Below are 11918 nucleotides of genomic sequence, written 5' to 3'. Positions count from 1 at the left end.
CCCAAGCCGGAAAAGCGGGCGAAGGTTCCGTCGCCCTAGACCAGCACGCCTTCCTTCAGCCGCACCACGCGGTCCATCCGCGCGGCGAGGCGCTCGTTATGGGTCGCGATCAGCGCCGCGCTGCCCTCGCCCCGCACCAGCGCGAGGAATTGTTCGAGCACGGCATCGGCGGTCTTCTCGTCGAGATTGCCGGTCGGCTCGTCCGCCAGCACCAGCGTCGGCCGGTTGGCGAGCGCGCGGGCTACTGCGACGCGCTGTTGCTCCCCGCCCGAAAGCTGGGAGGGGCGATGCGAGAGCCGGTGGCCGAGGCCGAGACTGGTGAGCAGACTGTCGGCCCGCGCCACCGCATCGGCGCGCGGGGTGCCGAGGATCATCTGCGGCATCACCACATTCTCGCGCGCGTCGAAATCGGGCAGCAGGTGGTGGAACTGGTAGACGAAGCCAAGATGCTCGCGCCGCAGCGCGGTGCGCCCGTCGCCCGATAGCTGTTCGGCGCGGGTGCCGGCGATGGAGATCGAGCCTTCAAACCCGCCTTCCAGCAGCCCCACGGCTTGCAGCATGGTCGACTTGCCCGAGCCCGAGGGGCCGAGCAGCGCCACGATCTCACCCGGCTGGATGTCGAGATCGACCCCGCGCAGCACCTCGATGCGCGTGTCGCCCTGCTCGAAAGCGCGGCGCAGCCCCTTGAGGCTGACGATGGGCGTGATCTCACTCATAACGCAGCACCTGCACCGGATCGGTATTGGCCGCCTTGAAGGCCGGGTAGAGCGTGGCGAGGAAACTCATGCCCAGCGCCAGCAATACGATTCCCAGAACCTCCCACGGATCGGTGCGCGAGGGCAGGGTCGAAAGGAACCGCACTTCCGGGTCCCAGATTTCCTGCCCGGTGACGAAGGCGATGAAACCGACGATCGGTTCGCGGAAGAACAGGATCACCGCGCCCAGCGCCAGCCCCGTCATGGTGCCAATCGCGCCCACGGTGCTGCCGGTGGTGACGAAGATCTTGATCATCGAGCGCCGCGTCGCGCCCATCGTGCGCATGATCGCGATATCGCGGGTCTTGGCGCGCACCAGCATCACGAGGCTGGAGAGGATGTTGAACGAGGCGACCAGCACCATGAAGCTGAGCGCAAAGAACATCGCCACACGTTCGACCTGCAGGGCTTCGAACAGCGCCGAGTTCATCGCCTTCCAGTCGGCGATGATCGCCTTGCCGGTAAGGCTGTCAGCCAGCGGCGCCAGGATTTCGCCGACCTTGTCGGGATCGGTCACGGTCACTTCGATCTGCGCGACGGAATCGCCCATCAGAAGCAGCGTCTGCGCCTCCTTCAGCGGGAGCATCACGAACTTCTCGTCGAAGGTGTAGATGCCGACTTCGAAGATCGCGCCAACTTCGTAGCCGACCTGCCGGATCGAGGTGCCGAAGGGCGTGGTGCGCCCCTGAGGATTGATGATCGTGATCGTGTCGCCCACCCGGATGCCGAGGTTCTGCGCCAACCGGCTGCCAATCGCGACCTTGCCCGATCCGCCCGACACGCTGCGGATATCGCCCATCAGCACCTTGTCGCCGAGGCCGGTCAGGTCTTCGTCGGTCTGCCCGCGCAGGAAGATCGCCTCCACCCGCCCGCCGAAGCTGGTGAGCAAGGGCCGCTCGATCATCGGAGAGGCGGAGGTGACGCCGGGTGTCGCCTCGATTTGGGCCATCAGGGGCTGCCAGTCGGCAATCTTGCCATCATAGCCCTGCACCACCGCATGGCCGTTCAGCCCGGTGATCTTGTCGAGCAATTCGCCGCGAAAGCCATTCATCACGCTCATCACGACCACGAGGAGCGCGACAGACAAAGCCACGACGCCAACCGAAATCCCGGCGACCAGCGCAATGAAAGCCTCCCCCCGGCCGGGCCAGAGGTAGCGCTTGGCGATCATCCATTCGAAGGGAGAGAGCATGGGTGGTGAGAGGTGCCCGTTGTTGGCTGAACGCTGCCTGTAGTGCGCAGGCCTGCCCGCGGCAATCCCGTGTTGCGCCAAAGGCGTGAGCGGCGCGGATGTTCCGTGCTCTCGCACGCCGGTGTCACACGCCGGTCAGCAAAAAGCCGGGGCGGCGCGGCGTGCTTTGACTTGTAATTGATCCGTCACATCGCCATTGGAGCGGTGCGCCGCGGCAGCCGGGTCCGCGGACAGCTCTGGTGATGCCGATGACGCCCCTCAATGTGACTCACCCCTTCCTCGATGCCGATGGCGACAAGCTGCGCGAGGAGTGCGGGATTTTCGGTGCGATCCGCGCCAATGATGCCGCCGCGACCACCGCGCTCGGCCTTCATGCGCTGCAGCACCGCGGGCAGGAAGCCGCCGGGATCGTCAGCTACGACGGCAAGGAATTCTACGCCAGCCGCGGCCTTGGCCATGTGGCCGAGAACTTCTCCTCCTCCGAAGCCATCGCCGCCCTGCCCGGCCATATGGCGGCTGGCCACGTGCGCTATTCGACCACCGGGGGATCGGGGCTGCGCAACGTCCAGCCGCTCTATGCCGAACTTGCCAGCGGCGGCTTTGCCGTGGCGCATAACGGCAACATCTCCAACGCGATGACCCTGCGCACCGATCTGGTGAACAAAGGCTCGATCTTCCAGTCGACCTCGGACACCGAGGTGATCATCCACCTCGTCGCCACCAGCCGCTACCCCACCATCGCCGACCGACTGGTGGATGCGCTGCGACTGGTCGAGGGTGCCTATGCCCTCATCGTGATGACGCCCGAGGGCATGATCGCCTGCCGCGACCCGCTCGGCATCCGCCCGCTGGTGATGGGGCGGATGGGGGATTCGATCCTGTTCGCCTCCGAAACCGTCGCCTTCGACGTGGTCGGCGCAGAGGTGATCCGCGAAGTGGAGCCGGGCGAGCTGGTGCTGGTCGATTTTGCCGGAGAGATCCGCTCGGTGCGCCCCTTTGGCAGCCCCGCCGCACGGCCCTGCATCTTCGAGCACGTTTATTTCAGCCGCCCGGATTCGGTCTTTGCCGGGCGCTCGGTCTACGAAGCGCGCAAGGCGATCGGGATGGAGTTGGCACAGGAGGCCCCGTGCGAGGCCGATCTGGTGGTGCCCGTGCCCGACAGCGGCGTGCCTGCCGCCATCGGCTTTGCGATGCAATCGGGCCTGCCCTTCGAACTCGGCATCATCCGTTCGCACTATGTCGGGCGCACCTTCATCCAGCCGTCCGACGGCGCGCGCCATTCCAGCGTGAAACGCAAGCACAACGCCAACCGCGCGCTGGTCGAGGGCAAGCGCATCGTGCTGATCGACGATTCGATCGTGCGCGGCACGACTAGCCTCAAGATTGTCGAGATGATGCGCGAGGCGGGCGCCAAGGAAGTCCATTTCCGCGTCGCCAGCCCGCCGACCGCGCATTCCTGTTTCTACGGGGTTGATACGCCCGAACGCTCCAAGCTGCTCGCCGCGCGGATGGAGCTGGAGCCGATGCGCGAATTCATCAAGGCTGACAGCCTCGCCTTCATCTCGATCGACGGTCTGTATCGCGCCGTGGGTAAGGAAAAGCGCGACAAGGCCTGCCCGCAATTCTGCGACGCCTGCTTCACCGGCGACTACCCCACCAGCCTCACCGATCTGGCGCTCGCCGAGGCGAAGAACGCCGAACTCCCCTTTGCCGATCCGAAAGCTGCCTGATCCCATGACCGATACGACGAAGCCGCTTTCCGGCAAGACCGCGCTTGTCACCGGTGCGAGCCGCGGGATCGGTGCCGCCACCGCCATCGCGCTGGCGGGTGCGGGGGCGCACGTCATCCTCGTCGCGCGCAAAGTGAAGGCGCTGGAGGCGGTGGAGGACACGATCCACGGTCTCGGTGGCACCTCGACCATCGCGCCGGTCGACCTGACCGAGCCCGACGCCGTCTCCCGGCTCGCTGCGGCCATCGCGGGCCGGTGGGATACGCTCGACATCATGGTGCTGGCCGCCGCCTACCTGCCCGAGCTGACCCCGGCCTCGCAAATGGAGCCCAAGCAGTTCAACCAGGCGCTGCTGACCAATGTGGTCGCCACGCAGGCGTTGCTTGCCGGGTTCGATCCGCTGCTGCGCCATGCCAAGGCCGGGCGGATCATCGGTCTGACCAGCAGCGTCGGCAGCAATCCGCGCCCCTATTGGGGCGCCTACAGCGCCACGAAAGCGGCCTTCGACAATCTGCTCGCCACTTACGCAGCAGAGGTCGAGCGCCTCAGCCCGCTGCGCGTGGCGATTGTCGATCCCGGCGCGACCCGCACCGAGATGCGCGCCCGCGCCTATCCGGGTGAGAACCCCGAGACGGTCAAGCCCCCCGAAGTCGTTGCCGAGCGGCTGATAGCGCTGCTGACCGAGGGTTTCGACACTCTCCACCGCGAACGGATCGACTGAGGCGGAAACATCCTCACCGCCCGATTAACCATATTCTGCAAGCGCCTCTTAACGAAATGAGTCGCATCTCGCGTAGTGGACCAAACCACCGCGAGACCGCAGCACAAGGTTAACCATCATGCCGTCGAGTTCAGACATCTACCGTGCCGCCGCGCAGGAAGATCGCTGCGGCCCGCGCACGCGTCTGACGATCCCCGCGACCTTGCGCGCCTCGGGCGGGCGGGCGTTTCAGAGCGTGGTCCACGATCTTTCGATCTCGGGCTTTTCCGCCGCCTCGATCAACCGGATGCACCAAGGCCAGATGTGCTGGCTGACGCTGCCGGGGCTTGAATCGCTGCAAGCCGAAGTCGTGTGGTGGGACAATTGCGTGGTCGGCTGCGCCTTTAGCGAGCTGCTCAGCCCGATCGTCCACGACAACATCCTGCAACGTTACAGCAACACCGGCGCCTATCGCGCGTGATGCGGCGGCGGCGGGGTGCCGCCGCGTGTGTCAGCGAACCTCGGCGGCGACCTTGCGGCTGAGATCGAGGATCTCGCCGCGCGTCGGCCCGCCGCTCGCCTGCTTCCAGTTGCCGATATAGGCGAAGACGACCCGCTTGTCGGGGAACAGGGTGATGCCCTGCCCGAAGATCCCCTGCGCGCCGAAGGTGCCTTGCGGGTAGGTCCACCACTGGTAGCCATAGCCGAAGCCGCTGTCGCCGAAATCGACCTGACTGTCGGTCGCCTCGGCGAACCAGCCGTCGGGCACCGCGCCCTTCCCGCCTTCGAGCACGAATTGTCCCATGCGCGCATAGTCGGCGAGCGTGATCGACAGGCAGCACCCGCCGATATTGCCGCCGCGCGGATCGACCATCCAGAACAGGTCGCCTTCGAACCCGGCCGGGTCGATGATCTTGCGCTTGGCGTATTCGGCCAGCGGCTCGCCCACCGCATTTTCGACCAGCACACCGATGAGGTTGGTCTCGCCGGTCTTGTAGGACCACTTGGTCCCCGGCTCGGCCTCGCGCGGGAGCGCTTTCATCTGCGCGACGATGGCGTTCGCGCCGTGTTCGATCACGAAGCTCTGGGTCTGGGCGACATCGCTGTTGGGATCGGTGTAATCCTCGTTCCACGCGACTCCGCTGGTCATGGTGGCGAGCTGGCGCACGGTCACGCCCTCATAGGCGCTGCCGGCGAGGCCCGGGATATGCTTGGTCACCGGATCATCGAGGCTGATCAGCCCATCCTTCACCGCCGCACCGAGCAGGGTGGAGGTGAAGCTCTTGGCGACCGAAAAGCTGGTCCAGCGATCCTGCGGCCCCATGCCGAGCCCATAGGCCTCATAGGCGATCTTGCCGTCGACCAGCACCATGATGCCGGCGGTGCCGGTCGCGGCCATCGCGGCCTGCAATTCGGCCTGCAATTCCGCACTGAGCGGCGTGCCCTTTTCGAGCAGACGGGGCGTAGCGGCGGCGGGGACTTCGTGGCCTGCGAACCACTGCTCCATTTCGCGGAACCGCTCGCTGCGCTGTTCGTCGGTCCAGAACAGCACCTGCAGATCGGACGGATCGCGCGCGGGCGGCTGGACGAGGCGCGCATCCGGCGTGGCGGGGCCCTGTTCCTCGGCGCTTACGCCGCTCGCCGCCAGCAGCATCGCCAGCGCCGCACCCGAAACCGCGTGTCTGATCATCCCCATGGTCTTGCCCTCTCACTATCGTTGCGAGAGGCTTTGGCGCGCGAAGCGCTGGCGGGCAAGCCCTGTCAGCCGCCCTTCATGTCCTTGAGTGCCGCCAGCGCCCGCTCGCGCGCGGCCTTGTGGGCGATGATCTTGCGCGGATAGCCGGAGGGGCGGCACCCGGCCTCCTCGGGATCGTGCACCGCGGCATCGGACAGCCCTTTGAGCTCGGGCACATAGGTGCGGATATAGCGCGCGGCATCGAATTTCTCCGACTGGGTCAGCGGCGCCATGATCCGGCTGAACATGTTGCTGTCCACTCCTGTCCCCGCCGTCCACTGCCAGTTGGTGGCGTTGGAGGCGTAGTCGGCATCGACGAGGCAATCCCAGAACCACTTCTCGCCCTCGCGCCAGTCGATCAGCAGATGCTTGATGAGGAAGCTCGCGGTGATCATCCGCACGCGGTTGTGCATCCAGCCGGTCTGCCACAGCTGCCGCATCCCGGCATCGACGATCGGGTAGCCGGTGCGGCCCTGTTGCCAGGCTTTCAGATCGCTGGCGGCTTTCTCGTCCTTCGCGGGATCGCGCCACGGGAACTTGTCGAAGTCCTCGCGGTAATTCGCGGTGGCATAGTCGGGGAACTGGCAGATCGCGTTCTGGGCATAGTCGCGCCAGATCAGCTCGCCCTCGAAGGTGCGCCAGCCGTCCGAGCGCTTGTGCTTGAAGTGGTGCCAGATCTGGATCGGCGAAATTTCGCCGAAGTGCAGATGCGGCGAGAGGCGCGAGACCTTGTCGACCGAGGGGAAATTGCGCTTGTCGTCGTAATCGTCGACATCGGCTTCCCACGCTTCGAGCCGGTCGCGCGCCGCATCCTCGCCCACCTGCCAGAAGTCGCGCATCCCCCCCGCCCAGTCGGGCTTGGTGGGGAGCAGGTTCCAATCATCCAGGTCGTCGCTGGCGGGCCAGTTTTCCGGCGAGGACAAGGTTTCGGGCACAGGCAATTCGTCGCGCGGCGGAAAGGCGCTGCGCATCGCGCGTAAGAAGGGCGTGTAGATCTTGTAGGGATCGCCGCTGCCCGTGGTGACGCTGCCGGGCGGCATCAGGTAATTGCCGTCGTAGAGTTGCAGGTCGTGACTTTCGGCAAGCTTCTTCTGCGCCTTGCGCCACCACGGCTCGTAATGGCGATTGGCGTGGATCACGCTCGCGCCGGTCTGCTTGGCGACCTTCGCCAACTCCTCCACCGCATCCCCGCGCCGCAGGATCAGCTTCGCGTGCCGCTGGGCGAGGCTGTTCGACAGGCTTTCGAGCGAATGATGGAGCCACCAGCGCGAGGCGCCGCCATAGGCGTGGTGCTTGGGCGCGTCGTCATCGAGCACGAAGACACACACCACCGGCCCGGCCTTGGCGGCGTGATACAGCGCAGGGTTATCGGCGAGGCGCAGGTCGCGGCGGAGCCATACGATTTGGGGGGAACTCAAAACAAACCTCCGTTCGCCCTGAGCTTGTCGAAGGGCCGTCCTTGTTCTTCAACGCCGTTCGAAAAGGAAGAGCAGGGCTTCGACAAGCTCAGCCCGAACGGGTGTGGGGAGGTAATGCGCCTACCCGCCCGGTAGTTCCTCACACTGCACATCCGGCAGCGCGACCGAGAAGCGGTCCCGCGCGCGCGGATCGTAGAAGCGCGCGTCGTACAGGATCACCGATCCGTCCGCCGAACGGGCACGCAGGGGCGTTCGCGACCAGAACAGGAATGCGTCGGCCTGCGAGCCAGACATCTCCACGATCTCTGCCATCCGTCGCCCACATGCGCTGTCGGGGATCCTAACCTCGCCCTTCAACCCACCAAAGATGGACCAATCACCGAGCCTGTATCTTAACGTTACAATCTCGTTCTCAATTTCGAGATCGTGATAGATTGTCTCGCGCTTCCAGAATGCTAGCGGGACGGGGCTTGCGATAACCGTGCGTCCATGCCGTTCCAACATTCCCTTCTGCGCGACAGGGACGACATCGCGTGAGGCGCGCGCCGAAATCATCCCGTTGAGACTAATATAGGTCAGCATCGCCGCAATCCCCACCTGCGCGGGCCGCGCCCACTTGGCCGCCCCCGCCGTCTCCCGCCGCCGCGACCACCATACGCTCGCGATCAGCATTGCCCACAGCCACGGATCGATGATGAACAGCGTATCGCCGTAGAACCACTGCGACGAAAACGGCTCCAGCAACCGGATACCATAGACGTTGAGCCAGTCGAAGAAGGGGTGGCTGAGGCAGCCGATGAAGGCCATCGCATAGAGCCAGCCGAAGCGCACCGGCAGTCGCCCCTCGGGGCGCTTTCCGCGCCGCTCCTGCCAGCGGTCGAACGCCCACAATATCCCCGCCAGCACCAGCGGCAGCAGCACCAGCGCGGGCGGGCCGTGGGTTATGCCCCTGCGAAACGCGAGATGCTCGGTGCCCTCCAGCCAGAAGAAGCACGCCGCATCCACGTCCGGCAGGTTCGCGCCGATGATCAGCGCGGGCATGGCGAGGCCGGTGGTCTTCTTCAGCCCCGCCTGCCCCAGCACCGCGCCGACAAGGCTATGTGTCAGATTGTCCATGGGAAGGATGGCTAGCGCGCCGCCGCCAATCTAGCGAGTGGAAATGCGCCGCAGCAGCGCCTATCGCTTCGCCCCAAGACACGGGAGAGAACCACGATGACCGACGCGCCTTACATCCGCCCCGACATGAAGGCTTTCCTCGACATGATGGCGCAGGTGAACGGGCCCAAGCTCGTCGACATGACGCTGGAGGAAGCGCGCGCCTCCTATCAGGCGCTGCACAACCTCGCCGACCGTCCGGCGCGCGACCTCGCCGTAATCCGCGACCTCGACTGCCCCGGCCCCAATGGCGATATCGGCTTGCGCCTCTACGACGCGCGCGAGAGCCGTGAGGGACCGACGCCGGTGATCGTCTTCTTCCACGGCGGCGGCTTCGTGATCGGCGATCTCGACACCCACCATGCGCTGTGCACCGAAATCGCCGCGCTCGCCGATCTTCCGCTGGTCGCGGTGCACTATGCCCGCGCGCCCGAAGCGCCCTTCCCCGCAGCGATCCTCGATTGCGAGGCGGCGACGCGCTGGGTGGCCGCTGGCCCTGAGGCGCTGGGCCTCACCCCCAGCGGTATCGTCACCATCGGCGATTCTGCGGGCGGCAATGCCACCGTGGTGGTCGGCCAGCTGCTCGCCGCCGATCCGGCGCACACGCCCGTGCTGCTGCAGGTGCCGATCTTCCCGCTGGTGGCCGATGCCAATGGCTCGGACAGCATGGCGGCCTTCTCCGAAGGCTTCGTGCTCACCGCAGAGAGCATGGGCTTCTTCGACGCCGCCTACGCTGCCGACCGCACCGACCCGCGCGGCTTCCCGATCCTCGGCCGGCATGACAACGCGCCGCCGTCCATTGTCGTCACCGCCAGCCTCGATCCGATCCGCGATTCGGGCCGCGCCTATGCCAAGGCGCTGGTCGATGCCGGGCGCGATTGCCTGTTCATCGAAATGCGCGGGGTGACGCACAGCTTCACCAACCTGCGCGCAGCCGTGCCGAGCACGCAGGGCGATCTCGAGCGCATTGTCGCCGCGATGCGCTTCATGCTGGAGAATCCGGCATGAGCTTCGACCACCTGCCCTATCGCCCCTGCGCGGGCTTCATGCTGGTGAACCGCGAGGGGCTCGTCTTCGTCGGCGAGCGGATCGATCCTTCGGCGCATGGCTATTGGCAGATGCCGCAGGGCGGGATCGACAAGGGTGAGGACGTGCGCGCCGCCGCGCTGCGCGAGCTTGAGGAGGAGATCGGCGTCGGCCCCGATCTGGTCGAAGTGATCGCCCCCGCCTCACGCCCGATCCGCTACGATCTTCCCCCTGAACTGGTCGGCAAGGTATGGAAGGGCAAGTATCGCGGGCAGGAACAGCACTGGTTCCTCGGGCGCTTTCTGGGCGAGGATGCCGATATCGACCTCGAAGCGCACGATCCGCCCGAATTCCACGCCTGGCGCTGGATCGCGCCGGAGGATCTGCCCGCGCTGATCATCCCGTTCAAGCGGGCGGTTTACGAGGAAGTGCTGGCGGAGTTCCGCGACCTGATCTGACCGCTCAGTTGGCGGTGGCGGAGTCCGCGTTGCTCTCCACCGCCAGCTTGGGCGATGGGCCACGCGCGATGCTCGATTGCAGCGCGACCGTTTCGGGGCAGTCGTCCCCGCACAGCGATTGCAGCTTGGCAAGGTTGCGCTTGGCTTTCTCCAGCGCGCCCTTTTCCACGAGCGCCGCCCCTTCGCCCGAGATTGCGGCGAAATTGCCCGGATCGCGCTCCAGCGCCTCGCGGTAATAGCGGATCGCCTTGCCCTGCAGACCCTGCTGGCGCGCGGCTTCGGCAAGGTCGATGAAGATCGGCGTATAGGCAGGATCGACTGCCAGCGCGGCTTCGAAGGCGTCGATCGCGGCCTGCGCATCGCCCGCGGCGAGCGCCGCCTGCCCCTGCCCGATCAGCACCCCCGCACGCGGATCGGGATCGCCGACATCCGCGCTCGAAATGCTCGCCGTCATGGCCAGACACAGGGACAGAGCGGCGGCAGGGGGCGCGAAACGCATCAGAAGCTCCTTCAGTGCATGGGACCGGGAACCGGAAGAGGTATCCATAACATGCGAGGCTATCATGGTGAACGCAAGCAGGCGATGAAAAAACCATCCGTGCCGTCGTGGAGCGGATCGAGCCGGATTCCCGCGCCGCGCGGGCGGCCCAGCGGGAGCGTCAGCGGCTCGCTGCGCCAGCCGGGATGGCGGGCGAGGAAGGCGGTGATGCGGTCCGGCCCTTCGGCATCGAGCACCGAGCAGGTGACGAAGGCGATGCTGCCGCCGGGGCACGTCAGCCGCGCGGCGAGAGCGAGCACATGGTCCTGCAACTGATTCAGCCGACCAAGCTCGCCCTTGTCGAGCCGCCAGCGCCCCTCCGGGCTGCGCCGCCATGTCCCGCTTCCCGAACAGGGCGCATCGACCAGCACGTGATCGGCCTTCCCCGCAAAGGGCGCCAGCGCCTGCATCTCGCGGCCCGGATCGAGCAGCACGGTGTGATCCACCGCCGCACCGGCGCGCGCGGCCCGCGGTGCGAGGTTGCCGAGGCGGCGCTTGTCGGTGTCGGCGGCAACGAGGCTCGCGGCATTGCCCAGCCTTGCGGCGAGTGCGAGGGTCTTGCCCCCTCCCCCGGCGCACAGATCGATAATGGTATCGCCGGGCGCAACCGGCAGCGCCTCGACGATCAGTTGGCTTCCGCAATCCTGCACCTCGATCAGCCCTTCGGCATAGGCCTCCCATTGTTCGACCGGCGTGCCCGAGGCAAAGCGCAAGCCTTGCGCCGAGGGCAGAGCCTCGCCCGTTTCGGGCAGCGCGATTGTACCGCGGTCGGCCTTCAGGGCATTGACCCGGATATCGAGCGGCGCGCGGCCCAGCAGGGCGGCAATCTCGCGCCCGCCGAGGTCCGAGGCGCGCAGCGCCGCGGCGAGCCACTTGGGGGCAAGGCCGGTGCTGGCGGGCTCCTCACCCTCGCCGATCGGTGCGGGACCGTGGGGGGAGGCGTCGAACTGCGCTCTCACCGCTTCGTCCTGCGCCGCCACCGCCAGCATCGCCGCGCGGCCGCTGGCGGGCACCGGGCCGCACAACCGGATCGCGCGGTAAACGAGATCGCGCACCGCCCGCCGGTCTTTCGATCCGGCATAGCGGCGGGCGCGGAAATAATCGGCGATGATCCGGTCGGCAGGCGCACCCTTGGCGCGGGCCGATGCGATGACGGTATCGAGCAGCTCGATCGCCGCCTGTATTCTAGCGGCGGGGGTCATGATGTGTCC

General features: G+C 66.5%; 12 protein-coding genes. 5 read left to right on the top strand and 7 right to left on the bottom strand.

The window, feature by feature from the left end; all coding sequences use genetic code 11:
- Nucleotides 1–35: 35 nt before the first annotated feature.
- Nucleotides 36–716 (bottom strand): ABC transporter ATP-binding protein, encoded by a 681-nt coding sequence (locus E2E27_RS10585; RefSeq protein ID WP_141458980.1) that lies wholly within the window; start codon nucleotides 714–716, stop codon nucleotides 36–38.
- Complete coding sequence (locus E2E27_RS10580; protein ID WP_141458978.1) at nucleotides 709–1947, bottom strand: lipoprotein-releasing ABC transporter permease subunit; 1239 nt, start codon at nucleotides 1945–1947, stop codon at nucleotides 709–711. The genes E2E27_RS10585 and E2E27_RS10580 overlap by 8 nt, the downstream gene beginning before the upstream one ends.
- Nucleotides 1948–2189: 242 nt before the next feature.
- Here E2E27_RS10580 and purF point away from each other — a divergent pair, with 242 nt between their 5' ends.
- The 3 genes from purF (at nucleotide 2190) to E2E27_RS10565 (ending at nucleotide 4858) form a co-directional block, all read left to right on the top strand.
- Nucleotides 2190–3677, top strand: a complete 1488-nt coding sequence (gene purF / locus E2E27_RS10575; protein ID WP_141458976.1) for an amidophosphoribosyltransferase — start codon at nucleotides 2190–2192, stop codon at nucleotides 3675–3677.
- A 4-nt stretch (nucleotides 3678–3681) separates the two neighbouring features.
- Nucleotides 3682–4398 carry an SDR family NAD(P)-dependent oxidoreductase gene (locus E2E27_RS10570; protein ID WP_141458974.1) on the top strand — a complete coding sequence of 239 codons (717 nt, stop codon included), beginning with the start codon at nucleotides 3682–3684 and terminating at the stop codon, nucleotides 4396–4398.
- A gap of 118 nt (nucleotides 4399–4516) precedes the next feature.
- Nucleotides 4517–4858 (top strand): PilZ domain-containing protein, encoded by a 342-nt coding sequence (locus E2E27_RS10565; protein WP_141458972.1) that lies wholly within the window; start codon nucleotides 4517–4519, stop codon nucleotides 4856–4858.
- 30 nt (nucleotides 4859–4888) lie between these two features.
- Here the strand turns inward: E2E27_RS10565 and E2E27_RS10560 are convergent, their stop codons facing one another.
- From E2E27_RS10560 to E2E27_RS10550, 3 genes are all read right to left on the bottom strand, one after another.
- The gene (locus E2E27_RS10560; protein WP_141458970.1) at nucleotides 4889–6073 is read right to left on the bottom strand and encodes a serine hydrolase domain-containing protein; all 1185 of its coding nucleotides are present in this window, start codon (nucleotides 6071–6073) and stop codon (nucleotides 4889–4891) included.
- A 65-nt stretch (nucleotides 6074–6138) separates the two neighbouring features.
- Entirely contained in the window at nucleotides 6139–7530 is a 1392-nt protein-coding gene (locus E2E27_RS10555) for a cryptochrome/photolyase family protein (RefSeq protein ID WP_141458969.1), read from the bottom strand.
- A 120-nt stretch (nucleotides 7531–7650) separates the two neighbouring features.
- Nucleotides 7651–8646, bottom strand: a complete 996-nt coding sequence (locus tag E2E27_RS10550; protein WP_141458967.1) for a metal-dependent hydrolase — start codon at nucleotides 8644–8646, stop codon at nucleotides 7651–7653.
- Between the two features lie 96 nt (nucleotides 8647–8742).
- Here E2E27_RS10550 and E2E27_RS10545 point away from each other — a divergent pair, with 96 nt between their 5' ends.
- Both E2E27_RS10545 and E2E27_RS10540 read left to right on the top strand, forming a co-directional pair.
- Nucleotides 8743–9693: an alpha/beta hydrolase gene (locus E2E27_RS10545; protein ID WP_141458966.1), complete on the top strand. Its 951-nt coding sequence runs from the start codon at nucleotides 8743–8745 to the stop codon at nucleotides 9691–9693.
- Nucleotides 9690–10169, top strand: coding sequence for an RNA pyrophosphohydrolase (locus tag E2E27_RS10540; RefSeq protein WP_141458964.1), 480 nt, complete (start codon nucleotides 9690–9692; stop codon nucleotides 10167–10169). The genes E2E27_RS10545 and E2E27_RS10540 overlap by 4 nt, the downstream gene beginning before the upstream one ends.
- A gap of 4 nt (nucleotides 10170–10173) precedes the next feature.
- Here the strand turns inward: E2E27_RS10540 and E2E27_RS10535 are convergent, their stop codons facing one another.
- On the bottom strand, nucleotides 10174–10668 hold the full coding sequence (locus tag E2E27_RS10535) for a tetratricopeptide repeat protein (RefSeq protein ID WP_181443410.1): 495 nt from the start codon (nucleotides 10666–10668) through the stop codon (nucleotides 10174–10176).
- A 62-nt stretch (nucleotides 10669–10730) separates the two neighbouring features.
- Nucleotides 10731–11909, bottom strand: a complete 1179-nt coding sequence (locus tag E2E27_RS10530) for an RsmB/NOP family class I SAM-dependent RNA methyltransferase (RefSeq protein WP_141458962.1) — start codon at nucleotides 11907–11909, stop codon at nucleotides 10731–10733.
- Nucleotides 11910–11918: the final 9 nt, after the last annotated feature.

Origin of the sequence: Porphyrobacter sp. YT40 (assembly GCF_006542605.1) — a bacterium.
In the GTDB taxonomy this organism is placed as follows: Bacteria; Pseudomonadota; Alphaproteobacteria; order Sphingomonadales; family Sphingomonadaceae; genus Erythrobacter.
The sequence above is the reverse complement of the archived record's forward strand: the minus strand, read 5'-3'. Positions and strand labels throughout refer to the sequence as shown.

Excerpts from the sequence above, each read along its gene's own strand:
- E2E27_RS10585 (WP_141458980.1), bottom strand. The coding sequence starts at position 716 with ATGAGTGAGATCACGCCCATCGTCAGCCTCAAGGGGCTGCGCCGCGCT.
- E2E27_RS10560 (WP_141458970.1), bottom strand. The coding sequence starts at position 6,073 with ATGGGGATGATCAGACACGCGGTTTCGGGTGCGGCGCTGGCGATGCTG.
- E2E27_RS10580 (WP_141458978.1), bottom strand. The coding sequence starts at position 1,947 with ATGCTCTCTCCCTTCGAATGGATGATCGCCAAGCGCTACCTCTGGCCC.
- purF (WP_141458976.1), top strand. The coding sequence starts at position 2,190 with ATGCCGATGACGCCCCTCAATGTGACTCACCCCTTCCTCGATGCCGAT.
- E2E27_RS10570 (WP_141458974.1), top strand. The coding sequence starts at position 3,682 with ATGACCGATACGACGAAGCCGCTTTCCGGCAAGACCGCGCTTGTCACC.
- E2E27_RS10545 (WP_141458966.1), top strand. The coding sequence starts at position 8,743 with ATGACCGACGCGCCTTACATCCGCCCCGACATGAAGGCTTTCCTCGAC.
- E2E27_RS10535 (WP_181443410.1), bottom strand. The coding sequence starts at position 10,668 with ATGCGTTTCGCGCCCCCTGCCGCCGCTCTGTCCCTGTGTCTGGCCATG.
- E2E27_RS10550 (WP_141458967.1), bottom strand. The coding sequence starts at position 8,646 with ATGGACAATCTGACACATAGCCTTGTCGGCGCGGTGCTGGGGCAGGCG.
- E2E27_RS10565 (WP_141458972.1), top strand. The coding sequence starts at position 4,517 with ATGCCGTCGAGTTCAGACATCTACCGTGCCGCCGCGCAGGAAGATCGC.
- E2E27_RS10540 (WP_141458964.1), top strand. The coding sequence starts at position 9,690 with ATGAGCTTCGACCACCTGCCCTATCGCCCCTGCGCGGGCTTCATGCTG.
- E2E27_RS10530 (WP_141458962.1), bottom strand. The coding sequence starts at position 11,909 with ATGACCCCCGCCGCTAGAATACAGGCGGCGATCGAGCTGCTCGATACC.